General features: G+C 50.2%; 18 protein-coding genes. 15 read left to right on the forward strand and 3 right to left on the reverse strand.

Annotated features, from left to right (window positions below; all coding sequences use genetic code 11):
• The first annotated feature begins 149 nt into the window (after window positions 1-149).
• From EHT87_RS01890 to EHT87_RS01920, 7 genes are all read left to right on the forward strand, one after another.
• Complete coding sequence (locus EHT87_RS01890) at window positions 150-488, forward strand: PadR family transcriptional regulator (RefSeq protein WP_124903282.1); 339 nt, start codon at window positions 150-152, stop codon at window positions 486-488.
• Window positions 485-3070, forward strand: coding sequence for an ABC transporter permease (locus EHT87_RS01895; protein WP_221621971.1), 2586 nt, complete (start codon window positions 485-487; stop codon window positions 3068-3070). The genes EHT87_RS01890 and EHT87_RS01895 overlap by 4 nt, the downstream gene beginning before the upstream one ends.
• Window positions 3071-3158: 88 nt before the next feature.
• Window positions 3159-5783, forward strand: coding sequence for an ABC transporter permease (locus EHT87_RS01900; RefSeq protein ID WP_221621972.1), 2625 nt, complete (start codon window positions 3159-3161; stop codon window positions 5781-5783).
• A 77-nt stretch (window positions 5784-5860) separates the two neighbouring features.
• Window positions 5861-8479, forward strand: a complete 2619-nt coding sequence (locus tag EHT87_RS01905) for an ABC transporter permease (protein WP_221621973.1) — start codon at window positions 5861-5863, stop codon at window positions 8477-8479.
• 84 nt (window positions 8480-8563) lie between these two features.
• A complete protein-coding gene (locus tag EHT87_RS01910) occupies window positions 8564-11236 on the forward strand; it encodes an ABC transporter permease (protein WP_185716118.1) in 2673 nt (890 codons plus the stop codon).
• Between the two features lie 149 nt (window positions 11237-11385).
• Entirely contained in the window at window positions 11386-12561 is a 1176-nt protein-coding gene (locus tag EHT87_RS01915; RefSeq protein ID WP_124903284.1) for a pyridoxal phosphate-dependent aminotransferase, read from the forward strand.
• A 78-nt stretch (window positions 12562-12639) separates the two neighbouring features.
• Complete coding sequence (locus EHT87_RS01920) at window positions 12640-13497, forward strand: prephenate dehydrogenase (protein ID WP_124903286.1); 858 nt, start codon at window positions 12640-12642, stop codon at window positions 13495-13497.
• Between the two features lie 88 nt (window positions 13498-13585).
• Here the strand turns inward: EHT87_RS01920 and EHT87_RS01925 are convergent, their stop codons facing one another.
• A complete protein-coding gene (locus EHT87_RS01925; protein WP_124903288.1) occupies window positions 13586-14827 on the reverse strand; it encodes a GTPase family protein in 1242 nt (413 codons plus the stop codon).
• 348 nt (window positions 14828-15175) lie between these two features.
• Between EHT87_RS01925 and EHT87_RS01930 the strand changes: the two genes are divergently transcribed.
• The 7 genes from EHT87_RS01930 to EHT87_RS01960 all read left to right on the forward strand — a co-directional run bounded on the left by EHT87_RS01930 (window position 15176) and on the right by EHT87_RS01960 (window position 22068).
• On the forward strand, window positions 15176-15952 hold the full coding sequence (locus EHT87_RS01930; RefSeq protein WP_124903290.1) for a hypothetical protein: 777 nt from the start codon (window positions 15176-15178) through the stop codon (window positions 15950-15952).
• A 172-nt stretch (window positions 15953-16124) separates the two neighbouring features.
• Complete coding sequence (locus tag EHT87_RS01935; RefSeq protein WP_124903292.1) at window positions 16125-17435, forward strand: TolC family protein; 1311 nt, start codon at window positions 16125-16127, stop codon at window positions 17433-17435.
• Window positions 17425-18585 (forward strand): efflux RND transporter periplasmic adaptor subunit, encoded by a 1161-nt coding sequence (locus EHT87_RS01940; protein WP_124903294.1) that lies wholly within the window; start codon window positions 17425-17427, stop codon window positions 18583-18585. Before EHT87_RS01935 ends, EHT87_RS01940 begins: the two co-directional genes overlap by 11 nt.
• A gap of 97 nt (window positions 18586-18682) precedes the next feature.
• Window positions 18683-19939 carry an ABC transporter permease gene (locus tag EHT87_RS01945; protein WP_124903296.1) on the forward strand — a complete coding sequence of 419 codons (1257 nt, stop codon included), beginning with the start codon at window positions 18683-18685 and terminating at the stop codon, window positions 19937-19939.
• A gap of 2 nt (window positions 19940-19941) precedes the next feature.
• Window positions 19942-20628: an ABC transporter ATP-binding protein gene (locus EHT87_RS01950; RefSeq protein ID WP_124903298.1), complete on the forward strand. Its 687-nt coding sequence runs from the start codon at window positions 19942-19944 to the stop codon at window positions 20626-20628.
• Window positions 20618-21643, forward strand: a complete 1026-nt coding sequence (locus EHT87_RS01955) for a sensor histidine kinase (protein ID WP_124903300.1) — start codon at window positions 20618-20620, stop codon at window positions 21641-21643. Before EHT87_RS01950 ends, EHT87_RS01955 begins: the two co-directional genes overlap by 11 nt.
• An 80-nt stretch (window positions 21644-21723) precedes the next feature.
• Entirely contained in the window at window positions 21724-22068 is a 345-nt protein-coding gene (locus EHT87_RS01960; RefSeq protein WP_124903302.1) for a hypothetical protein, read from the forward strand.
• 97 nt (window positions 22069-22165) lie between these two features.
• On the opposite strand, the gene EHT87_RS01965 is transcribed toward EHT87_RS01960, so the two are convergent.
• Complete coding sequence (locus EHT87_RS01965) at window positions 22166-22618, reverse strand: ferritin-like domain-containing protein (RefSeq protein ID WP_310587503.1); 453 nt, start codon at window positions 22616-22618, stop codon at window positions 22166-22168.
• Window positions 22619-22644: 26 nt separating this feature from the next.
• Window positions 22645-23094: a ferritin-like domain-containing protein gene (locus EHT87_RS01970; RefSeq protein WP_124903306.1), complete on the reverse strand. Its 450-nt coding sequence runs from the start codon at window positions 23092-23094 to the stop codon at window positions 22645-22647.
• An 86-nt stretch (window positions 23095-23180) separates the two neighbouring features.
• Here EHT87_RS01970 and EHT87_RS01975 point away from each other — a divergent pair, with 86 nt between their 5' ends.
• Window positions 23181-23966: a LytR/AlgR family response regulator transcription factor gene (locus EHT87_RS01975; RefSeq protein WP_124903308.1), complete on the forward strand. Its 786-nt coding sequence runs from the start codon at window positions 23181-23183 to the stop codon at window positions 23964-23966.
• Window positions 23967-23973 lie beyond the last annotated feature (7 nt).

Genomic DNA, 23973 nt, shown 5'->3' on the forward strand with positions numbered 1-23973 from the left:
CGTAAACCGTGACCCTGTTCGGGTTCGGACAGGAGAACTGTACGAATTCGGACAGCGGTTTTTCCAAAACCCGCTTAAATGGCCTGATCAGGCCATTTTTTATTTCTGGCAGAAGATTTGTTCTACAGAAGTTAATTATATCTTTTTCCATGAGACGATCCTACTTAGGCGAGTTTGAAGAAGTGGTCTTGCTGACCGTGGCGGTTTTGGGTACCGGCGCTTATGGCGTGGCCATCACCGACGAGCTGGACCGGCAAACGGGCCGGGCCGTCAGCATCAGTGCCGTTCACGCGGCTTTGCACCGGCTGGAAGAAAAAGGCATGCTCAAATCGCACCTCGGCGAAGCAACCGCCGAACGCGGAGGGCGACGCAAACGGCTGTTTTCGGTTACGATTTTGGGCAGCCGGACACTCCACGATATTCGGGCCGTTCGCGACCAGCTCTGGGATTCGATTTCACCACAAGGGTTGCCGGCTGTGAGTTTATGAAACCTGTTCAGCCACCCCGCCTGGCTAGCCGACTGCTGGAATGGTTTTGCGCTCCGCATCTGCTCGAAGAAATCCAGGGTGATTTGCACGAGCGATTTGTGCGCCGGGCCAGGCTGTTCGGCGAGCAGGAGGCCCGCTGGCAGTACACCTGGGACGTGTTGAAGTTTATGCAACCCCAATTCCTGAAAAGAAAACCGGATGATTCCGGAAAACCGCAAACGACCGCTATGTTACGCAACTATTTTACGATTGCCTACCGGACGATTCTTCAGCAAAAAAGCTACGCCTTCATCAATGTTATGGGCTTGGCGCTGGGTCTGTCGGCCTGCATTCTGATTTTTCTGGTAGTCCGGAATGAACTGACGTATGATGCCTTCAACCAGAAAGCAGACCGCACCTACCGGGTTACGGTTCATGGGTTAGACTATAATCCGAGCGTTTCATTTGCCATTGCACCAGCTTTTCGCACCGATTTTCCCGAAGCGGAGCAGGTGTCCCAGTATTATTACCGCGGAGAAGGCCAGATTCAGGTAGGGAACGAACGGTACCTGGAAGAAAGCTACGCCTTCGCCGACGGAGATTTTCCGCAGGTTTTTGATTTTGACTGGCTGGCGGGAAATCCAAAAACGGCCTTGCAGGAACCGAATTCAATCGTTTTAACGCAAACCATGGCCCGGAAATATTTCGGTGACCAACAAGCACTCGGTAAAATCGTCCGCCTGGATAACCAGTGGAATTTGAAGGTAAACGGCGTCATCAACGATCTTCCGTCCAATACCCATTTGATTTTCAATTTTCTGGTGTCGTGGGAAACCATCCGAAAAGAGTCTGCTACGACTAATTTCTGGTCGATCAATGGGGGCTATCTCTACGTGGTATTGCCGGAGAAATTATGGGCCGAGCGCGTTGAAGCCCGATTGCCGGCTTTTGTTCAGAAAAACTGGGGTAACCAACTGACGCAGGATAAGGGCGACCTGATTTTGCAGCCGGTGCGGGAAATTCATTTCGATAAACGCTACCTCACGCAAATCACCATGCCGCGTTCCAAAGAAACCATTTACGGTTTGGCCGGAGTCGCGCTCGTCATTATTCTGACGGCCTGCATCAATTTTGTCAATCTGGCCACGGCGCAGGCCGTTCGGCGGTCGAAGGAAGTGGGCATCCGGAAGGCCCTGGGCGCGTTCCGTCGGCAACTGGTTGGGCAGGTGCTGGGCGAAACGACCTTGCTGGTGGGCCTGGCCACGGTATTGGCACTGGGGGCGGTTTTCGCTTTTCTGCCGCTCACGAAACCGATGCTCAACATCCGAATCGATGCGAGTCAACTGACCGAACCGCTGGTGATGGCCGTCATTGCCAGTATTGTTCTGGCAACCATTCTGCTGGCGGGTCTGTACCCGGCCTTCATTCAGTCCGGTTTTCAACCTATCAAAGCCTTAAAGTCCCGCAATACCGAGGTGGGATTTGGAAACCTGACCCTTCGTAAAGGGCTGGTCATCATTCAGTTCGCCATTACACAAGTGATGATTATCGGGACGCTCGTGGTGGCGAGTCAGATGGATTTTTTCCTGAATCAGGACATGGGTTTTGAAAAAGAGGCCATCGTGTCATTCCCGACGGGAAGTAAGGCTGATGTATTGCGGCAGAAATTGCAGGACAATCCCGGCGTTCAACAACTCAGTTTTGCGTCTGCCGGACCGGCTTTCAATAACAACTTCATGCCCTTTTCTTCACCCGAACTGGGCATGAACGAAAACGATGTCACCGAGCTTAAGATGGTCGATGAAAATTACATTCCGATGTACCATCTGGCGGTCCTGGCGGGTGAGCCGATCATCAAAACTCCTGAAGGCGATACCGTCAACAATGTCGTGGTAAACCAGACGCTGGTTCGTCGGCTGGGTATTCAGAACGATGCCGACGCCGTCGGTAAGCGAGTGCGGGCAGGGAACAGGCCGGCCATTATCCGGGGAGTGGTCCGGGATTTTCAGAGCGAATCCAAGCATGGCAAAATCCGGGCCTGCGTCCTGGTCTACAATCCGCGGGCCTTCTGGCAGGTGGGTGTCAAACTGAACCCGCAGAACATGCGCGAAACGCTGGCGACGATCGAGAAAGACTGGACGGAATTGAATCCGGAGTCAATCTTCCGGTATGAGTTTGTGGATGAGCACATTGCAAAACTCTACAAGCAGGAAGAAACCATGTACAATGCGTTCCGGCTTTTCTCCGCCATTGCCATCATCATTGGTGGTTTGGGCCTGTTCGGACTGGTGTCATTGATGGCCGTTCAGCGGACCAAGGAGGTCGGGATTCGCAAAGTGCTGGGGGCTTCGGTGGGCAGTATCGTCGTACTGTTCTCCCGCGAGTTTGTCTGGCTGATGCTGATTGCCTTCGTTCTTGCGGCTCCGCTGGCGTGGTATGCAATGGATGCCTGGCTTCAGGAGTACGCCTACCACATTCAGATTGGGCCAGCGATTTTCCTGATTGCGATCCTGGTCACGTTTGTCATTGCCGCCCTGACCGTGAGCTATCAAAGCATCCGGGCGGCTTTGGTCGATCCGGTCAAGTCACTGCGTTCGGAATGAAGACTTATGAGTTAAAAATGAAGAGTTAAGAATGAAGAGTTGGCTGACGCATTAACTCTTCATTCTTAACTCTTCACTAAAAAAAGGAATGGATTCCAAAAAACCGCCCCGCTGGGCCGATAAACTTTTGCAATTCGTCTGCGCTCCCGAACTTTTTGAGGAGAGTCAGGGCGATTTATACGAGCGGTTTTTGCGAAATGCAACGCTTTTTGGAATCCCCTACGCCCGGCGGCAATTCGTTCGGGATGTGCTGGGCTTTGTCAGGCACCGACCAGGCCGGAAGGCTGCGGTCGTCGTAAAAAATACCATCAATCACCATCCGTCAGCTTCCTTATTTCAACCCGCTATGATCCGTAATTATTTCAAAACCGCCTGGCGCAATTTGCTCAAAAACCGCTTTTATTCGCTGATCAACATGACGGGCCTGACGGTTGGCCTGGCCGTTGGCATGCTGATTTTATTGTGGGTTCAGGACGAATTGAGCTTTGACCGCTTTCATTCAAAAGCCGATCAGATCTACCGGCTCGAAAACCGGGTCGGAACCGGAAGCAGCCAGCAAATCTGGACCACAACTGTGGCCCCGATTGCAGAAATGGGAAAAAAGGAACTCCCCGAAATAAAAGATGCGGTTCGGGTCACCGATGGTAATTTGTATGCTCTGTTTAAGTACAAGGAAAAGACGTTTGCGGAAGATCATTCGGCTTTTGTGGACCCTTCTCTGTTCACCCTGTTTGATTTTAAATTAATCAAAGGCAATCCCGCCAAACCTTTTCCGGATGACCAGTCTATTGTTCTGACCGAAACCACCGCCAGACGGTATTTTGGTACGGATGAACCGATTGGAAAAGTGATTACGGCCGACGGAAAAACCAGCTTTACGGTAAGCGGTATTATTCACGATTTTCCGAAAAATTCTAGTTTTAAAGGCGACTTGTTTCTACCTATATCGCTCTGGTTCAAAACCATCTACACCAACCGGAAAGACGGAAGAAACAAGGATAACGACTTTCACGAGTTCTCTTACGTAACTTTTTTATTGCTTCAGCCGGGCGTAAATACAACCGCATTGGCGGATAAGTTACGCACGATTCATCTTCGGAATAAACCGGATGATACGGACCTTACATATTTGTTACAGGCCCTTCCCGAGATGCATTTATACCGGGCCGATGGCACGGATGGCGGTATTGAATCGGTTCGGATGTTCGTCATTATTGCACTCTTAATCCTGGTTATTGCCTGCATTAATTACGTGAATCTCTCTACGGCCCGCTCCATGCTGCGTTCCAAGGAAGTGAGTATGCGGAAGATTGTGGGGGCGGCTAAAGGGCAGCTATTCATGCAGTTTATCGTTGAAACCGCGCTCCTTTTTGTCTTGTCGGCCGCCCTGGCAATTGGCCTGATGAGTCTGCTGATGCCGGTTTATAACCAGATTTCGGGAAAAGAGCTCGTCATCGATTTTTCTAATTACCGTTTGTGGCTGGTTATTGGCGTAACCATTGCCGGAACCCTGCTGGCGTCGAGCATTTATCCTGCTTTGTTACTCTCTTCGTTCGAACCTTTAAAAGCCTTGAAAGGGAAAGTATCGGCGCGTTTAACCGATGCAACGTTTCGAAAACTATTGGTCATAACGCAGTTCACTTTTACGGTTATTCTGATTTCCGGCACGCTGATCATCGGCAACCAGTTGGAATACATCCGTTCGAAGGAATTGGGCTACGATAAAAGCCATACGTTTTCTTTTTACATGCGCGATATGAATTCACATTATGAGGTGGCAAAAGCGGAATTACTCAAACAGCCGGGGGTAACGGATGTGACGCGTTCGAGTGCCAATATTGTTTCCATCAATCAGCAAACCGGTAGTAGTGATTGGGATGGAAAGGCCGTAGGTGAAACGATGATGGTGCGCCCGATGGCGATCGACAAGGATTTTATTTCTTTCTTTAAAATGAAGCTGCCACTGGGTAATAATTTCACGGGTTCAGTAGCGGATTCCTCGCATTTTATTCTGAATGAAACCGCCATAAAAGCCGCCCGAATTAAAAATCCGATCGGAAAACGGTTCAAGCTCTGGGATCAGGAGGGAACAATTATCGGCGTCGTGAAAGATTTTCATCTGGCTTCCCTGAAGCAAAAAATCGAGCCCGCTGTTTTCTACTATAAACCGGAAAATGAAAGCCGGATTTATGTAAAAACGACGGGAAAAGAGGCCGCCGGTGCCATTGCCGCGACCGAACGTTTGTGGAAGCAGTACAATCCGGATTTTCCGTTCAACTATACATTCCTGGATCAGACTTTTGATGATCTCTACAAAACCGAGCAACGCACCGGAACGCTCTTCAACGTTTTTGCCACCATCGCCATCGTGATTTCCTGCCTCGGTTTGTTCGGCCTGGTTGCCTACACCGCCCAGGTCCGCACCCGCGAAATTGGCGTTCGGAAAGTGCTGGGAGCCAGCGTGCCGGGCATTATTCAACTGCTCGCCAGGGATTTTGTCAAGCTGGTTTTGATCGCCATTGTGCTCGCCGTTCCGGTGGCCTGGTACGCCATGGATCAGTGGCTTCAGGGGTTTGCCTACCGGATAACGATTCACTGGTGGATGTTTGCTTTGGCGGGCCTGCTGGCGCTGGCCATCGCTCTGCTGACGGTCAGTTTCCAAAGCATCAAAGCCGCCCTGATGAACCCGGTTACCTCCCTGCGCTCGGAGTGACAAATTAAAAATGAAGAGTTAAAAACGGGTACGATGCTTTTTAACTCATCACTCTTAAAACTTTACTAACGAAAGAAATGAGCGCCAAACTGCCACCCCGCTGGGCCGAACGGTTTTTGAAAATCGTCTGCGCTCCTCATCTTTTTGAGGAGATTCAGGGGGATTTGTACGAGCGGTTTTTGCGCAATGCAAGGCTTTTTGGAATCCCCTACGCCCGGCGGCAATATGCGCGGGAAGTGCTGAGTTTTTTAAGACCATTTGCCCTGAAACGACAACCTGGTGAACATCCATCCATCTCTTTACTGAATCCCGGTATGATTCGCAATTACCTCAAAATCGCCTGGCGGAACATCGCCCACAACAAATCCTTTTCGGCCATCAACATCCTGGGCCTGGCCCTCGGCATGGCGTGCAGCCTGCTCATTTTACTCTGGATTCAGGACGAATTCAGCGTCGATGCCTACCACGCCAATGGTCCGCAGCTCTACAACGTCATGGAACGCCAGTTCTACGATGGCAAAGTCGAAGCCAGCCCCGGAACTCCCGGTTTACTGGCGGAGGAATTGAAAAAACAGTTTCCCGAGATTGAGTATGCCGCCGGACTTTCCTGGGAGCAGGAACATACGTTTTCGGTAGGCGAGAAGCTGAACAAGGAGAAAGGGCGGTCTGCCGGGGCCGACTGGTTCAAAATGTATAGCCTGCCGGTAGTAGCCGGAACGGCCGAAACCGCCCTGAACGGTCCTGCGAACATCGCCATCTCGCGGAAACTCGCGGACCATTATTTTGGTAGTCCACAGGCGGCTTTGGGTCAGAGTATCCGGCTCGATAACAAAGATGATTATCAGGTCAGTGCGGTGTATTACATGCCGCAAAACAGCTCGGAAACCTACGATTATGTGCTGAGCTGGGCCGATTTTATAAAGCGCAATGAATGGCTCAAAGACTGGGGCAACAATGCACTTCAGACCCGCATTCAGCTTCGGACGGACCGAAATGGCGTAACGGCCGATCCGGACCGGCTGGAAGCGAAGATGAAGCCGTTGATGAAAAGCCACAATCCGAATATGGCCAAAAACGGTTATGACATTCAGCTTTTTCTGCAACCGTATCAGGATGCGTATCTGTATTCCAATTTCAAAAATGGCTATCAGGACGGCGGGCGCATCGAATACGTGCGGCTGTTTGGCATCGTGGCGGTATTTATTCTGCTGATTGCCTGCATCAATTTCATGAATCTGGCCACGGCCCGGTCCGTCAAACGGGCGCGCGAAGTGGGTGTTCGCAAGGTGGTCGGTGCGGGCCGCAACTGGCTGATCGGGCAATTTATTGGGGAAGCCCTGGTTTTGACTTCCCTGTCGTTGCTCATCGCACTGGCGCTCGTCGGGCTGTTGCTGCCGATCTTCAACAGCCTGACCGAAAAGCACATTACTTTCCAGTTTGCCAATGCGTCATTCTGGATAACCTTGCTGGGAATGACGTTCCTGACCGGCCTGATTGCCGGCAGTTATCCGGCGCTCTTCCTATCATCACTGAATCCGATCCGGGTCTTGAAAGGAGCCATCCGGTTTGGCACCGGTGCCCGTTTGTTCCGGCAGGGGCTGGTGGTTTTTCAGTTTGCCCTGTCGATGTTGCTCATTATCGGAACCATCGTCGTCTACCGGCAAATCGATTTTATCCAGACCAAGAATCTGGGTTATGACCGCGAGGGCCTGATTTACCTTGCTGCTGAAGGTGATTTAGCCAGCCACTATGCGACCTTCAAGCAGGAACTGCTCCGGATGCCGGGCATTCAGACGGTAACATTTATGAACGGAACGCCAACCAACACGTTTGGCAGTACGGGCAACGTTCAATGGACGGGCAAGGACCCCAATACCAGCGTTCAGTTTCAGTTTTCGCAAGTCGATTATGATTTCACGAAGACGCTGAAAGTCAAGGTAACCGGGCGCGATTTTTCCCGTGATTTTTCCACGGATTCGGTTGGTTATCTGATCAATGAAACCGCTGCCCGGCGGATTGGCTACCGTGAACCGATTGGAAAACCGCTGACGTTGTGGGGCAAACCGGGGCTGATCATCGGCGTAGTCGACGACTTCCACCAGAACTCCCTGCACCAGGCCATCGAACCTTTCATTGCTAAATTAAGTCCGACGGCGGAGGGTAAAAGCATCATCGTTCGCACGCAACCGGGCCAGACGAAGCAGGCTTTAGCGAGTCTGGAAACCCTGTGGCGGCAACTCAATCCGAAGTTTCCGTTTTCCTACAAGTTTGCCGATGAGGCCTTTCAGCGGTTGTATCACAGCGAAACCGTGGTCGGCACTTTGGCCAATTACTTTGCGTTTCTGGCGATCTTTATCTCCTGCCTGGGTTTATTCGGGCTGGCGGCTTTCATGGCCGAACAGCGCACGAAAGAGATTGGCGTTCGTAAAGTGCTGGGGGCTTCAGTGCCCAGCATCGTGGCTCTGCTTTCGCAGGATTTCCTCAAACTGGTGTTGCTGGCTATCCTGATTTCTTCGCCCCTGGCGTGGTATGCCATGAGCCGGTGGTTGCAGGATTATGCCTACAAAATTGACATCGAATGGTGGATTTTTGCGGTAGCCGGACTGCTGGCGGTCGGCATTGCCTTGCTGACAATCAGTTTCCAAAGCATCAAAGCCGCCCTGATGAACCCGGTTACCTCCCTGCGGTCGGAGTGACAAATTAAAAGTTAAGAATGAAGAGTTAAAAACGGGTACGATGCTTTTTAACTCTTCACTCCTCACGCTTCACTAACGAAAGAAATGAGCGCCAAACTGCCACCCCGCTGGGCCGAACGATTTTTAGAAATCGTCTGCGCTCCTCATCTTTTTGAGGAGATTCAGGGGGATTTGTACGAGCGGTTTTTGCGCAATGCAAGGCTTTTTGGAATCTCCTACGCCCGGCGGCAATATGCGCGGGAAGTGCTGAGTTTTTTAAGACCATTTGCCCTGAAACGGCAACCGCGTGCGTATTCTTCACCCTCTTTTCTGCATCCCGTTATGATCCGCAATTACCTCAAAACGTCATTTCGCAACCTGACGAAAAATAAAGTCAGTGCGCTCATCAACCTCTTCGGGCTTAGCCTGGGCGTAACCGCCTGTCTGATTATTTACCTCATTACGAACTATGAACTGAGTTACGACACGTTTCACGCCGATCGGGAGCGGATTTTTCGGTTGGTTGGAACCGAAACAAGGGGATCCAACGAGGAAACCCATCCGGTGGGATTTGTTCCCAACGCCGTTCCAAAGGGAGTTCGGGAAGAGATCGCGGGACTGGAAACGGTGGCGGCTTTTCACAATATCAAATCGGCGGTTTTGATTCCGAATGGTACCGAAAAGCCGAAGAAGTTTGAAGAAGGAAAACGCGACGTCAGCAATGAAGAAATTGTGGTTGCCGACCCGCAGTACTTTGCTGTTTTCAAGTACCAGTGGCTGGCGGGAAATCCCAAAACCGCCCTGAACGAGCCGTTTCAACTCGTGCTTTCGGAGCGAAAAGCCCGTACCTATTTCGGCGATCTGCCCCTCGAACAGATCCTCGGCAAAGAAGTCATCTACTGGGATTCGATCCGGGTCAAGGTGTCCGGTATCGTAAAAGAGTGGGACAAACCGACCGATTTTACCTTCACGGATTTCATCTCCATGGCCACCGTTCGGAGCAGCAAGATGAAAGAAAGCATCAATCTGGACGATTGGGAAGACATCTGGTCGTCATCACAGGCTTTTGTTAAATTACCGGAAGGCACCAGACCCGAGCAATTGACGGCTTCGTTTCAGCAATTTTCCAGTAAGCATTTTCAGAAGGATTTTAAGTTTATACCGGGTCTTCAACCCCTTTCCGATCTGCATTTTAATGAAGAGTACGGGGATAATTACACCCATAAAGCGCACCTGCCGACGCTCTATGGCATGATGGGCGTTGCCCTGTTTATTTTGCTGATTGCGGCCATCAACTTCATCAATTTATCAACGGCCCAGTCGGTGCAGCGGGCCAAAGAAATTGGCGTTCGGAAAGTGCTGGGAAGCAGTCGGAAAAGCCTGGTTTTTCAGTTTTTGGGCGAAACAACGCTGTTGACGCTCCTGGCCGTCGTCATCGCCCTGGCACTCGTCAGTCCTATTCTGACGGCTTTTCAATCGCTCACACCCAGGGGATTGACGTTTGATTTATTCAGTCTTCAAACGCTGGTTTTTCTGCTGTCGGTAACCGTAACGACGTCGCTGCTGGCCGGTTTTTACCCTTCGCTGGTGCTGTCTTCGTACCTGCCGGCTTTGACCCTCAAAGGCCAAAGTGCGCTGAAAGGCGGTCAGAAAGGCTATTTGCGCAAGGGGTTGATTGTCTTTCAGTTTACGGTTTCGCTGGTGTTCATCATCGCCACACTCATCGTTGACCGGCAACTCAGTTACATCCGCAACAAAGAACTCGGTTTTTCGAAAGATGCCATTGTTTCCATCGATGCGGGTCGGGTGGGCAAATCCGACATTCTGGCGGAGAAAATCAGGCAATTGTCCGGTGTCGAGCTGGTGTCGATGCAATGGTTTCCGCCAATGGGCTTAAGTTATATGATGACCAAATTAAAATACACCGGCAAAACCGAAATCGAAACCGACGTGTCGGCCAAAATCGGGGATGAGAATTTTATTCCCTTATACGGTATTCGCCTGCTGGCGGGTCGGAATTACGTGAAAAGCGATTCACTCAAGGAATTTGTCATCAATGCGACGTACGCCAAAGTGCTGGGGTTCCAAAAACCGGCGGATGCGTTGAATCAATTTCTGGATTTTCAGGGCCGGAAATACCCGATTGTCGGCGTCGTAGCTGATTTTCATGAGCAGTCTTTTCATGATAAAATCAACGCCACGTTTCTGGCTTATATGCCACGGCAAGCCCAAAATCTGGGGGTTAAATTAACGAGTAAAGGCAAGACAATGCGTGATTTGAAAGCAACCCTGGCGCAAATCGAGCAGCAATGGAAGGAAGTCCATCCCGATAAAAAATTCGAGTACGAGTTCCTGGACGACCGCATTGCCAGACTGTACGAAAAAGAAGAAAAAACCAGTCGGCTGGTCAACACGGCAACGGGTATCGCCATTCTGATTTCCTGTATGGGTTTGTTTGGTCTGGCGACGTTTACGGCCGAGCAGCGCACGAAAGAAATCAGTATCCGGAAAGTGCTGGGCGCATCGGTTACCGGTATTGTTATGCTGCTGTCCGGAAACTTTCTCAAACTGGTGTTTATCGCCCTGATTCTGGCCGCGCCCGTTGCCTGGTGGGCCATGGATCAATGGCTGCAAAGCTTTGCCTACAAAGTGGGCATTGAATGGTGGATTTTCGCGCTGGCCGGGCTGATGGCGGTTGCGATTGCCTTACTAACGATTAGTTTCCAGAGCATTCGGGCGGCTTTGACCAACCCGGTAAAAAGTTTAAGGAGCGAATAGGGAGTCTGAATGGCAAAATCGGCACGATTACACGGATGAAATGATTTTCGGGATTTGTAAATCTGTACTTTTGCGTTTCTGTACGTTTTGTACGCGTCAAAATTACTTAATCCGTGTAATTACCGTCGTTTCGGCGACCCAATTCAGAAATGATCATTCCATTAGCTCACCGTGCCGGACAAACGCAGGAATATTACTTCTCGGTTAAACTGGCTGAGGTTCGTAAATTGCTAGCAGCCGGGCATGATGTGATTAACATCGGTATCGGTAATCCGGATATGATGCCGTCCGATACTACTCTTCAGGCACTGACCCATTCGGCGCAGCAACCCAATGCTCACGGGTATCAGTCCTACAAAGGAACGCCCGGTTTTCGAAACGCCATTGCCGGTTATTACGCGCACACCTATCGGGTTACGCTGGATCCTGAAACCGAAATTTTACCACTTCTGGGTTCAAAAGAAGGCATTACTCACATTTCGCTGACCTATCTGAACGAAGGTGACGAGGTTCTGGTGCCGGAACTGGGCTATCCGGCTTATAATGCCGTGAGCAAAATGGTGGGAGCACACGTGCGGAATTATCCCCTGCTGGAAAACCAGGGCTGGCAACCGGATTGGGAAGCGATGGAAGAATTGGTGTCTGACAATGCGAAGATTCTCTGGCTGAATTACCCGCACATGCCCACGGGTGCTCCGGCCACGCAGAAGTTATTCGAGCAGGCTGTCCGGTTTGCCTACGATTACAGCCTGCTGCTTTGCCACGATAATCCGTATAGCCTGGTTCTGAATAAAAAACCGCCCATCAGTCTGCTCTCCATCGACGGCGCCAAAGACGTTGTGATCGAATTGAACTCGATGAGCAAGTCGCACAACATGGCGGGTTGGCGGGTTGGCTGGATGGCATCCTCGAAACCGTACATCGATGCGGTTTTGTCGATCAAAAGCAATGTTGATTCGGGGATGTTCAAACCGGTGATGGACGCAGCGGCCGAGGCTCTTACCAATCCGGATTCGTGGCATGAGGCCCGCAATGCCGTGTATGAAGGCCGACTGGAAGCCGCCACGGCTTTTCTGGATGCGCTGAACTGCACCTATACCAACGACCAGGAGGGTATGTTTTTGTGGGCCAAACTGCCGGAATCCATTGAATCGGCGGAAAGTCTGGTGGACGATCTGCTCTACAACAAGCACATTTTCATTGCCCCCGGTTTTATCTTCGGCCCGAAAGGGGCGCGGTACATCCGGCTCTCGTTGTGCATGCCGAAAGAACGAATTTGGGAAGCCGTACAAAGAATCTCAAACCAAAACCCTGATTACCTCTGATACTCCCTGATTAACTCTGTGTAATAATTGTTTCTCAGAGTTGACCAGGGAGCATCAGAGGTAATCAGAGAAAAGACTATGAAAATCACGATTGTGGGTGTGGGTTTATTGGGCGGGTCGTTCGCGCTGGCGGTTCGGGAGAAATATCCGAAAGCCCGGTTTGTCGGCGTGGATGCTTCGCCGGTGCATGGAAAACTGGCGTTGGCCAAAGGCCTTGTCGATGAAATGAAGCCGCTGGACGAAGCCATCGCGGTGAGCGATCTGGTGGTTCTGGCAACCCCGGTCAATATCATTCTGGAATTGCTGCCCCAGGTTCTGGATCAATTGCCGAAAGGCGCAACCGTCACGGATCTGGGTTCAACCAAAGAGTTGATCTGCCAACTGGTTGACAATCATCCGAAACGATCGCAGTTTGTCGCCATCCACCCGATGGCGGGAACCGAAAATTCGGGTCCGGGGGCGGCTTTTCGGGAGTTGCTGCCCGGCAAAAACCTCATCATTTGCGACCGGGAGAAAAGCGATTCCGATAGCCTGAAACTGGTGGAAGCCCTGTTTAGCGACATTGGGATGAAACTCTTTTACATGAGTCCGCAGGAACACGATCTGCACCTGGCCTACGTTTCGCACCTGAGCCACATCAGTGCTTTCGCGCTGGGACTGACGGTATTGGAAAAGGAAAAAGACGAGCAGGCGATTTTCGATATGGCCAGTACCGGTTTCAGTTCAACGGTGCGCCTGGCAAAAAGTTCTCCGCAAATGTGGGCACCGATTTTCGACCAGAATCGCACAAATGTGTCGCAGGCGCTGGCGGATTACATCGAGTTTCTGCAACAGTTCAAGGCCGTCATCGACGATCAGAATTTGCAGGATTCGTTTGAGTTTATGGCCAAAGCCAACCAGATCCGGCGGGTTCTGGAAGGAATTGATCGGAAGTGATGGGAACACGGATTCAGTGGATTGGACGGATCCGAACGGATTTTTTTATCGGTGCAAATCCGTCCAATCCGTTACATCCCTGTTCCCATCACGTCCTTCGTTCGCCCTCAAACACCTGCTTTGCTTTTTCGATGCTTGTCTTCTGAACAAAATGAGCAATGGCGGCTTTTCCAATACCCAGGGTTGCCGTGGTGGCAATACCGGCGGAAATCACACTGCCTCCGCCCGGAAACAGGAATTTGATGGACGCCCGGGCAAGCTCGCGCAGAACCAGCCCGGCACTGATGGTTGCGCCGATGGCCGTCAGGAACTCTTTCGCACTTTCGGTACTCAATTGTCGCCCGGATACGTAGGCAATGGCGATGATGAGCGTGATTTGCAACGACGTGATCGGAATAATATCGCCCAACGGAATGGGAACGGCGGCAATGCCACCACAAATGGCCGCGACCACCTGCGTCAGGCGGTTCGAAATCGATTCCTGTAACGTACGCATCTGGCTCAGGCGGGCAAATTCCAGTTTTCCTTCTTTCGGTAATTCATTATACAGGTAGTCGAGTAACTTGTCGATTCGCCAGCGTTCATCGGTGCGGAGTATGTCATTTTTCCAGGATTGATACGACGACACGCCCAATACCGTCACCAGCTGCTCTTTGAGCACAGGGTCGGCCATGAATTTGGTAATCAGCATATTTTCGATGACCACCACCCGCTGTAGTTTCTCGTTCAGGTCGTCCAGATTTTCTCCCTCCGGTTTGTGCAAGTGCACATTTTTGGGTTCGAGCGTATCGCAGTGCGTTGCTACCACCAGAATGGGCGGACGGTATTTGTGGACTTTTTCGACTGTTTTACTGATTTCCTTCAGGGCTTCGAGATCATGGTCGATACCCGCATCGGCTTCGGTGGCTTTGATCAGAAACAGGATCATATCGGGTGCTTTCTGGGTCAGGGCCGCCATGATCGACTCGATGGGCGAAGCCGCTGCATCAGCCTCGCTGGGCCGCGACCCTTCCTGTAAACCCCGGGTGTCCAGAATTTCGATGGTTCCCAAACCGCTTGAAAACGGCCACCAGGTAGCCTCACCGGTTTGGGCTTTTTCGTGACCGACTTCGGCCACCTTCCGACCAAAAATCGCGTTGATCAGCGACGATTTTCCGCTTCCCCGCCGTCCCACCAGCGCAAACCGGGGCGAGCGGGTTTCGACAAGCAGCTGCCGAAACTCACTGATTTGATGGCGGACGTCTTTACCAACCGATTCCGGTAGGCGGTCCAGCAAGGATTCCAGCTTTTGGAGAACCTCACTGATTTGGGATTGCAGGGGTACGCTCATAGTACTCAATGATAGGTAAAACAGGTGGTATCTTGAAGGTAAACTACATCACTGGTCAATTAGCCGGAATCATCTGCATTATTTTTGTTTGGATGACCCTGGAGGCCATCTCGATGGTCTCGTGAGGCCCGATGAGGTCCGGGGATTTCAAATCCCCGATTTATGGAATTTTTCGATCCGCCTAATACCCCGGACGTTGTCCGGGGCTAATGATTGTCAGCCCTTTGGGCTTGTGTTGTTGAAGGGGTATTGGTTTTGGGAGACGGGTAAATCAAAAAAACAGGATAACTTCCAACGGTTCAGGTTACTACGGGGTCTACCCTCTAAACGACCAAACCCCGATCTACTATGAAAAAACGACTCCTTCTGCTGCTTTCCGCTTCCTTCTGGTTGGCCTGCCAGCCCAATGATTCGGCTGATTTTGGGATTGAACCCGGCGGAAATACCTACAATGACGAAGCGGCACCAAAACGGAAACTGTTTTGTAACGGCACCAATTGTGACAGCCCCAACAACTTCGAGCAGTATTCTTATAACGCGGACGGAAAACTAACGCGGATCGAGTACATCGGGCGGGTTGCCAGTGGAAAAACCGAGACGTACGCCTATGTTGAATATACCTACAATCAGAAGGGTCAGCTTCTGGGTAAAACCCGGTTTGGGAAGTATGGTGATGATGCCGGGTGGGTCGCCTACGATGAGTCTGAATATGAGTATGCGGATGGGGTTTTAAAAACCGAGCTGAATTATTTTAACCAGCGAAACCCGGAGAAAAGGGTCCTGACGGGCCTGAGCGAATACAGGTTCGAGGACGGTAAAATCGTGGAACAGAAATGGTTTGATGCCAACAGAAAGTTAAACCGCCGGGTGGTTAATGACTACAAAGACAATGTCCTGATTCGTGAAACCTGGTATTCGGATACCGACAAAATTACCCGGTTATTTACCCATTCGTTTGCGGGAAATCGTCGGCAGATCAGCGAACATATGCCCAACAGCAACGACCAGATTGCCCTGATTGAAAAAACGTATGACAAACAGGGACGGCTTTCTACGGAAGAAACCAAGGTAAACAATCCGTTGCTCTGTGCCATGGTCGCGGGAATCATCCGGTATGAATACTGACGCTGTATCCTTGGCTACAGCTGTTGACAAAAAGGCAATCCCCTGGATTGCCTTTCTTTTTTACTCGCCTGACAAATCATCCGGTTTGGGCGGTATTTCTTCCGGTTCGCTCAAGTAAAAAAAGCCGGGGAGCAAACGTTTTTTTGCTTTGTACATGAATTTCGATTCGTGTATGAAAAAAGCATTCATCGTTCTGTTGTTGATCGTCAGCCGTGAGCTGGGAGCGCAGACCGTTCTTCGGACGGTGCAGGACGCCATTCAGCTGGCCCGTCAGCGAAACCCGGATCTGACGATTGCCCGCCAAAACCGCGTTACCCAGGATCAGCAACGCGCCGTTTCCCAAGCCCTGCTTTTGCCAACGGCCCGGGCTTTCTCCAATCTGGATTACAATTATGCCCTGCCGACGCAATTGATTCCGGCCGAATTTCTGGGTGGAAAGCCCGGCGAATTCCGGTCGCTGCAGTTTGGCGTTCCGTTCAATTTGACAGCGGGGGTGGAGGTGACGATGCCCATCCTGAGTCGTCCAAACCGCCTGGACGTTGGAGTAGCCAGTCAGAATCTGCGGATTATCGACGACCAGAATCTGGTGTTGCAGGATGAAGCCTCGACGCAGGTAGCCCGATTTTACCACGCGACTTTGCTGACCCGCTCGGCCATCGACATCACCCGCCGAAACGTTGCCAACGCCGACACCATTTCGACCATCGCCCGGCAGCGGCTGGAAAAAGGCCAGATTGAACCGCTGGAATACAACCGGCTGCAATCCATCCGGCTGACGGCGGAGGATGTTCTGCGGCAAAATGAACTCACTTATATCCGCAATCTGAATCAAATGAAGGTGTTATTGGGACTCACTTTGTCGGATTCGCTGGTGCTGGAACAGGACTTTGAGGCCGTGACGCAAACCGGTTTTTCCGTTTCGACCAGTTTTGGCGAACGCCCGCAGGTGACGGTTCGGCGGTCGCAACTGGAGCTGTTCCGGCAGCAACTGAACCGGGAAAATGCCCTGCGCTGGCCGACGCTTTCGGTCTATGCGCGGTATTCGGCGCAGGCCCAGCGGAAGCAGTTCAATTTTTTTGATTTTAGCCAGAAGTGGTTTCCCATTGGGGTCGCCGGTTTGCAACTCAACATTCCCATTTATTCGGGCGGTTTGCGATTGGCGAACCTGACCCGCGCCCGGCTTCGGATTGAACAGGCCCAGGCCGAACTGGCTTATGAGCAGACGCGGGCGGAGGCCGATCAGAAGGATGTGGTGAATACGTATAACCAGGCCGTCAGCTCACTGAATTTTAATCGTCAGAATTACGAGTTAAACGAACAAAATACCCGAATCGCGCTGATTAAATACCGGGCGGGCATCTTTGCGTATGACCAGTATTTGAACGTTTTCAATGAAGCACTGAACGCCCAAAACCGCTACCTGAATACTTTGTCAAATGTATTTATCTATCAGACGATTTTGCAGATTAGAAATGGACACTGAATCAAACCGCAAGGCTTCGAACGGGCGCATCCGTTCGGGTTTTGTCTGGAAACCTACTGCCGGTATTCTTGGAACGCTTCTGGCTTTTGCCATCGCGTATGGCTGTAACCGAAAAGAAGAAGGCATCCATCCGGCATTGAAAGACCTGACCGAAGCGGTATACGCGTCGGGCAGCATTTATCCGAGAAATGAATACAAAGTGCTGGCCAATGCCGACGGAACGTTGCAGCAAAAACTGGTGAGTGAAGGCGATTCCGTGCGCCGGAACCAACTGTTGTTTGTGCTGGAAGGCATTACGCAGGGCGCGCGCGAACAGGCTGCGGCCAACATTTACCGGCAGTCACAGGCCAATCTGGGGGCCAACTCGCCGGTTTTGGCTGAACTCGAAGCGCAGGTTCGGACCGCCCAAACCCGCCTGGCCAATGACTCGGTCAATTACAGCCGGTTCCGGGATTTGTACCAGCAGAATGCCACTTCCAAAGCCGAACTGGAGCGTGCGCAACTGGCTTATCAGACGTCGCGAAATGACTATGCGGCCCGGCGCAGTTCTCTGCAACGAACCCGGAATCAGTTGTATGTCGATCTGCAAAACTCCAGGAGTCAATACGTGGCTACGGGGCAGGAGCAGGGCAACACCCGCGTTCGGAGTTTTGTGGATGGTAAAGTGTACGAAATTTTGAAAGAGCCGGGCGAGGTGGTTCGCCGGAACGACCAGCTGGCGTTGATCGGCAGCGGGCGGGACGTGTTTGTGAAACTGGCCGTCGACGAAAGTGATTTTGGTAAAATCCGGGTAGGGCAGGCCGTCATGGTGAAAGCGGATGTGTACCCCGATAAAGTATTCAAGGCCCGGGTTCGAAAAATCTATCCGAAACTGAACCGGGTCGATCAGTCGTTTCGGGTTGATGCTGATTTCGAGGGGGAGCTTCCCGATGCGTATTACGGCCTGACGGTCGAAGCTAACATCATCATCAGCCAGAATAACCGGGTGCTGACCATTCCCAAGTCGTATGTTGTGGGAAACGACAGCGTTTGGGTGACCGAAAACGGGGATAAAAAGAAAGTAAAAATTGTGAAAGGAGCCGAAAATTTCGATCTGGTCCAGGTGAAAGGCGGTTTGAACGAGAAGTCGGTGATCGTTAATCCGGAATAAAGCTGAAAAGTGGTATCGCGGAGTTTAGCAAAGAAAATAGAACTTCGCTCACCTCTTTTTCCTCCGCTGACCTCCTCGAAATAACTCTCTAAAGTCTATGAATCTCAAAATTACAACCCAGATTGCCCGCACCCATTTAATGGCGAAGAAGCGGCAAACGCTCGTTGCCATGCTGGGCGTAACGTTCGGGATTGCTATGTTCATCACCATGATTTCGTTCATGCAGGGCGTCAACCAGTTCCTGGAAGATTCGGCACTGGACGCCAGCCCGCACGTCCGGATGTATAACGAAGTGAACACGCAGCGGCCCGCTTTGATCGACCAGTTGAACCGGAGCGACTCGGCTTTTAACGTCATTTACCACCAGAAACCGAAAGAGCAATTGTCGCGCCTGAAAAACGGGTTGCTCATTGCCCGGCGCATTGGCAGGGAACCGGGTGTTCTGGGCGTTTCGCCCCAACTCAGCACGCAGGTTTTCTACAACAATGGCCCAATTCAGATTTCGGGTACCATCGCCGGTGTCGACATCGATCGGGAGAACCGGCTTTACAATCTGAAATCGCGGTTAAAATCCGGAACCATCGGCGCCTTGCAAAGCAATCCGAACGGGCTGATTATGGGTCACGTGCTGGCCCGAAAGCTCAATGTGCACACGGGTGATAAAGTGAGTGTGACGACGCCGACGGGCGGAACGATGATTTTGCGGGTAGTGGGCACGTTTGGCTTTGGCATCGGGACGCTCGATAATTCGAAGAGTTACGCCAATTTATCGACGGTCCAGGAGATTTTGCAAAAAGACGCCGGTTACATTACCGACATTCACATCAAGATGATCGATCCCTTGCAGGCAATCCCGTTTGGCAGGAAACTGCGGGCCATGTACGGGTATTACACCGAAGATTGGGCAACGGCCAATTCTGCTATTCTGGCGGGCGAGCAAATTCGAAATGTGATGACGTTTGTGGTGTCGATGACCCTGTTGGTTGTGGCCGGATTCGGTATTTACAACATCATGAACATGAACGTAATCAATAAAATAAAAGACATCGCCATTCTGAAAGCGACCGGTTTTGAAGGAAAAGATATTGTCCTGATTTTTCTCTTTCAGGCTATTTTTATTGGCCTGTTAGGCGGTTTACTGGGTTTGCTGATTGGCTTTACGCTCAGCTATTTATTGTCGATCACGCCATTCAATACCGGCGACTTTATAACCATCAAAACCTTCCCCGTTATTTTCGAACCTAAATACTACGGAATGGGTATTTTGTTTGGGTTGATTACTACGGTTTTAGCGGGTTATTTTCCTTCCCGGAAAGCTTCGAAGGTGGATCCGGTTTCGATATTAAGAGGGTAATTATGGAAAAGGTTTTAAAAGCATCACACTTCAATAAATACTTTTACGAACCTGATAAATTTCAGGTTTTGAAAGACGTATCATTTGAGGTAGATAAAGGTGAATTCCTGGCCATTGTTGGTAAGTCGGGTTGTGGAAAATCGACGCTTTTATATTTACTTTCAACGATGGATACGGAGTATGAAGGAAAGCTCGAAATCAATGGGCAGCTATTAAGCGGGCGTAATCAGGATTTTTTATCGAAGTTTCGGAATGAACACCTGGGATTTGTTTTTCAGTTTCACTTTTTATTGCCCGAATTTACCACCTTGCAAAACGTCATGCTCCCGGCTTTAAAGTTGGGGAAATATTCGGAAAAAGAGGTGGAACACCGGGCCTACGAAAAGTTGAAAATGATTGGGATGGAAGACCACGCCAAAAAATTATCGAGCAAACTCTCCGGTGGTCAGCAACAACGCGTAGCCATTGCCCGCGCGTTGATCAACGACCCGACCATTGTGATGGGCGATGAACCGACGGGAAATCTGGATAAAACCAATACCGGAATCGTCTTCGATATTTTCCGCGAAATCGCCCGGGAAAACCACCAGACCATTATTGCCGTTACCCACGATCCCGACTTTGCCGCCGGTTGCGACCGGGTGATCGAAATGTCGGACGGTATGATTATTTCCAGCCATGAAAATTAAGTTTAACAAATACGTCGAGATTGCTTTGGTATGGGCGGCTATTGGTGGGGTTATTGTACGTCAATGGCTGATTCCTGATATTACCTGGCCAATTCAGGTTATTTTATTTTTTCTTTCGTTCCTTGTTTTGAACGCCATCTGGGGTTTTCATTACTGGTTTAACGACTTTCTGAACCGGCGTTTACCATTTGAAAAAAATATTAAACTGCGGTTTTTTGTCCAGGTAATTGGTGGTTGGAGTATCGTAAAAACAATCTCTGTGGTTGCCGGCTACATTGTATCCACGTTTTATTTCTCAACCCAATTTACTGACATTAGTCAAAAAAATCGGTTTGGGATCATCATCATTGGCTTTACGATTTTTCTGGCCAATACGGTCGTTTGCCTGGGCTTTATGGCCAGCCATTTTCTCAAACGCTGGCAGGAAGATGCAATCCGTGCAACACAACTGGAAAAAGAGAAAGTTCAGGTTCAACTCGATAGTTTAAAAAATCAAATCAGTCCCCATTTTCTTTTTAATAGCTTATCATCTCTCGACGGATTGATTCACGAAAATCCGGATTTAGCATCGCAGTTTTTGCGACAGTTATCAAAAGTATTCCGCTATGTTATTCAGCATAAAGACAAGGACCTGGTTACCTTAACAACGGAAGTAGACTTTATAAATAACTACGTTTTACTTTTAAAAACGCGGTTTAACGGTTCACTGGATATTCAGATAGAAATACCATCCGTGTATGCCGATAAAGCCATTGTGCCGGTGACGTTGCAGATTCTGATCGAAAATGCCATCAAGCACAACGTGGCTACTACCGGACAACCGCTGGCAATTCACATTATGGCGGTCGATGATTGTGTGATCGTTGAAAATAATTTGCAACGCAAACAGCGGGTTGAAACGTCCAATGGTCAGGGGTTGACAAACTTGAAAGCTTTATACCATTTTTTAAGCGAAAGAGAAGTGAAAGTTGAAGAGCAAAAGGAATCGTTTCGGGTGTGTGTTCCCTTGATTTAATTAAATTTGAACCCCGAAAAGTAGAAAATGATTGGTCAATCGTCGTACATTGTGCGCCATCATCAATTTATAGCAAAGCTATGACGCACGCAAATAACGCAGACCAGCTTCTGGACATTACGCTTCGGGAGTTGAACAACGATCCGGTTCAGTTGCAACCGCTGGCCAGCAGCTTCATTGACCAATGGGTACGCGCGCTTGGATCAGGCCACCTGGTTTTGGATGACATTTCGGACGAACTGGAGCAGCTAAAAGCGGCATTGACTAGTGGAAAAAGCCTATTGATTGCGGAATCATTGCATTCGCTCGCCAAACTGACCCGGAAAAGTCTCGACGATGCGGATGAAGGAATGAAAGTGAAACTTGAAGAACTGGCGAAGGTACTGGATGCCGTTTCGACGGGATTGGGAAGGAAATCAAAATAGCTATTGTGAAACTACCGAATAGTGAACAACAATGTCCTGAACGTACCCGTGTTCGTTTTTCATTCGTCCCTATTCGGTAGTTATCGGTTGTTAAACCTTATTCCGTAACATCCCGCAGGGTTGCGATTTGATCACGGGTTTGACGGAGTTCATCAAGTTGGGTGCTGAGGGTTTCGCGGATGTAAGACGGTATTTTTTCGTCTTCCAGCGTTTCTTCATATTCCTCAACGGCGGCATTTTCGCCAAAAACGCAGGATTCCAATACCGCATTCCGGTCTTTACCCGTAAAAGCGGACTTGATGTCGATCCAGGCGCGGTGTATTTTGCTGCCGGTGCTGGTTTCGTCGATACCGGGTACAACCCCACCAAATCGAACGATATCATCAGCCAGTTCACTCCGGAACTTCCGGCTTTGGGACGTCAGATTTTTGAAGAGCAAGGCCAGTTCAGCATCTTTAATATCTTCGGCGGCTTTTTCAAAGCCATTGATCCGGTCGTTATTAATTTTAACCAGATCGTTCAGTGAATCAACAATTTCGTCGTTAGTCATGATACTATAAGATTGTAAGAAGATACTTATTTACGCAGTGCCACCACCCGGTCGCGGGCAATTTTGAGCTGGTTCAGCTGGTTTTGCAGAACTTCACGGATGTAGGCCGGAATGTGATCTTTTTCAATGGCTTCTTCGTAGGCTTCAATGGCGGCATTTTCGCCAAACTCAACGGAGCTCAAAACCGCCTGATCGTCCTTGGAAGTCAGGGCCGATTTGATATCGATCCAGGCGCGGTGAATTTTGCTGGAAACGTCGGTCGAGGTAGCATCGGATACACCAGTGCCATCGATGCGGACGATGTGATCCGCCAGTTCGCTGCGAAATTGCTGGCTTTGAATGATATTGTGGCGGAAGATGTCGTCAAGATTAGCATCATCGGTATCTTCAACGGATTTTTCGTAACCTTGAATCCGGTCGTTATTGATTTTGACCAGGTCGTTGAGCGAATCAACAATTTCTTTGTTCGTAATCATTGCAGTAGTTTTATAGACGTCTATTTTAAACAACCCTGGCTGTCAATTGTTTGCTGCTGCCTTCATATTTACTCGTATAGACGATAATGACTATTTTACTAATTGAAGATGAATTGCTGGTTGCCAGAACGTTAGCGCGACTTGTTCGTCAGCTGGAGCCCGAAGCCCATTTGCTGGGTCCGCTGGAAAGTGTTCAGGCGGCTATTGACTGGTTTGGTCGCCAGCGGGCGTCGGATCAGCCCGAGCCGGATTTGATCCTGTCCGATATTCAACTTTCCGATGGCGTGAGTTTCGATATTTACCGCGAAGTCAATCCAAAATGTCCCATCATCTTCACCACGGCTTACGACGAATACGCCATTCGGGCCTTCAAACTCAATAGCATTGATTACCTGCTGAAGCCAATCGGACCGGATGAATTGAAGGCGGCTTTTGAAAAATACCACCGCTGGAGACAGGGAGGCAACGCCACCGATTTTCGGGATCAGCTCCGGAGTTTACTGGCTGATGTAGCGGCTCCAACCAAAAAATACAAGCATCGCTTCACCGCCCACTACCTCCGAACTATTGTTCCGGTCGACGAGGAAAACGTGGCGTATTTCTGCCGTGATGAGCTAATTTATCTTTATACGATGGATGGCCAGAAACTGGTGACGGATTACGGTTCTTTAGACGAACTGGAAGAATTGGTTGATCCGGCGGTTTTTATTCGGGCCAACCGCCAGTGTCTGGTCAACCAGAAGGCCATTGCCGGGTATCAATCGCATTATAGCGGGAAGCTGATTGTGATGCTCCAGAAACCGGCCAGTTCGGAATTGACCATTAGCAAAGAAAAGGCGGCTTTGTTCCGGGAGTGGTTTGAGCAGGGTTGATTAGCAG

Source organism: Larkinella knui (genome assembly GCF_003858645.1).
GTDB classification, from domain to species: domain Bacteria; phylum Bacteroidota; class Bacteroidia; order Cytophagales; family Spirosomataceae; genus Larkinella; species Larkinella knui.

Coding starts and splice junctions, on each gene's coding strand:
- EHT87_RS01960 (WP_124903302.1), top strand. CDS start 21,724: ATGACGCACGCAAATAACGCAGACCAGCTTCTGGACATTACGCTTCGG.
- EHT87_RS01925 (WP_124903288.1), bottom strand. CDS start 14,827: ATGAGCGTACCCCTGCAATCCCAAATCAGTGAGGTTCTCCAAAAGCTG.
- EHT87_RS01890 (WP_124903282.1), top strand. CDS start 150: ATGAGACGATCCTACTTAGGCGAGTTTGAAGAAGTGGTCTTGCTGACC.
- EHT87_RS01975 (WP_124903308.1), top strand. CDS start 23,181: ATGACTATTTTACTAATTGAAGATGAATTGCTGGTTGCCAGAACGTTA.
- EHT87_RS01905 (WP_221621973.1), top strand. CDS start 5,861: ATGAGCGCCAAACTGCCACCCCGCTGGGCCGAACGGTTTTTGAAAATC.
- EHT87_RS01895 (WP_221621971.1), top strand. CDS start 485: ATGAAACCTGTTCAGCCACCCCGCCTGGCTAGCCGACTGCTGGAATGG.
- EHT87_RS01950 (WP_124903298.1), top strand. CDS start 19,942: ATGGAAAAGGTTTTAAAAGCATCACACTTCAATAAATACTTTTACGAA.
- EHT87_RS01955 (WP_124903300.1), top strand. CDS start 20,618: ATGAAAATTAAGTTTAACAAATACGTCGAGATTGCTTTGGTATGGGCG.
- EHT87_RS01945 (WP_124903296.1), top strand. CDS start 18,683: ATGAATCTCAAAATTACAACCCAGATTGCCCGCACCCATTTAATGGCG.
- EHT87_RS01920 (WP_124903286.1), top strand. CDS start 12,640: ATGAAAATCACGATTGTGGGTGTGGGTTTATTGGGCGGGTCGTTCGCG.
- EHT87_RS01910 (WP_185716118.1), top strand. CDS start 8,564: ATGAGCGCCAAACTGCCACCCCGCTGGGCCGAACGATTTTTAGAAATC.
- EHT87_RS01900 (WP_221621972.1), top strand. CDS start 3,159: ATGGATTCCAAAAAACCGCCCCGCTGGGCCGATAAACTTTTGCAATTC.
- EHT87_RS01930 (WP_124903290.1), top strand. CDS start 15,176: ATGAAAAAACGACTCCTTCTGCTGCTTTCCGCTTCCTTCTGGTTGGCC.
- EHT87_RS01970 (WP_124903306.1), bottom strand. CDS start 23,094: ATGATTACGAACAAAGAAATTGTTGATTCGCTCAACGACCTGGTCAAA.
- EHT87_RS01940 (WP_124903294.1), top strand. CDS start 17,425: ATGGACACTGAATCAAACCGCAAGGCTTCGAACGGGCGCATCCGTTCG.
- EHT87_RS01935 (WP_124903292.1), top strand. CDS start 16,125: ATGAAAAAAGCATTCATCGTTCTGTTGTTGATCGTCAGCCGTGAGCTG.
- EHT87_RS01915 (WP_124903284.1), top strand. CDS start 11,386: ATGATCATTCCATTAGCTCACCGTGCCGGACAAACGCAGGAATATTAC.
- EHT87_RS01965 (WP_310587503.1), bottom strand. CDS start 22,618: ATGACTAACGACGAAATTGTTGATTCACTGAACGATCTGGTTAAAATT.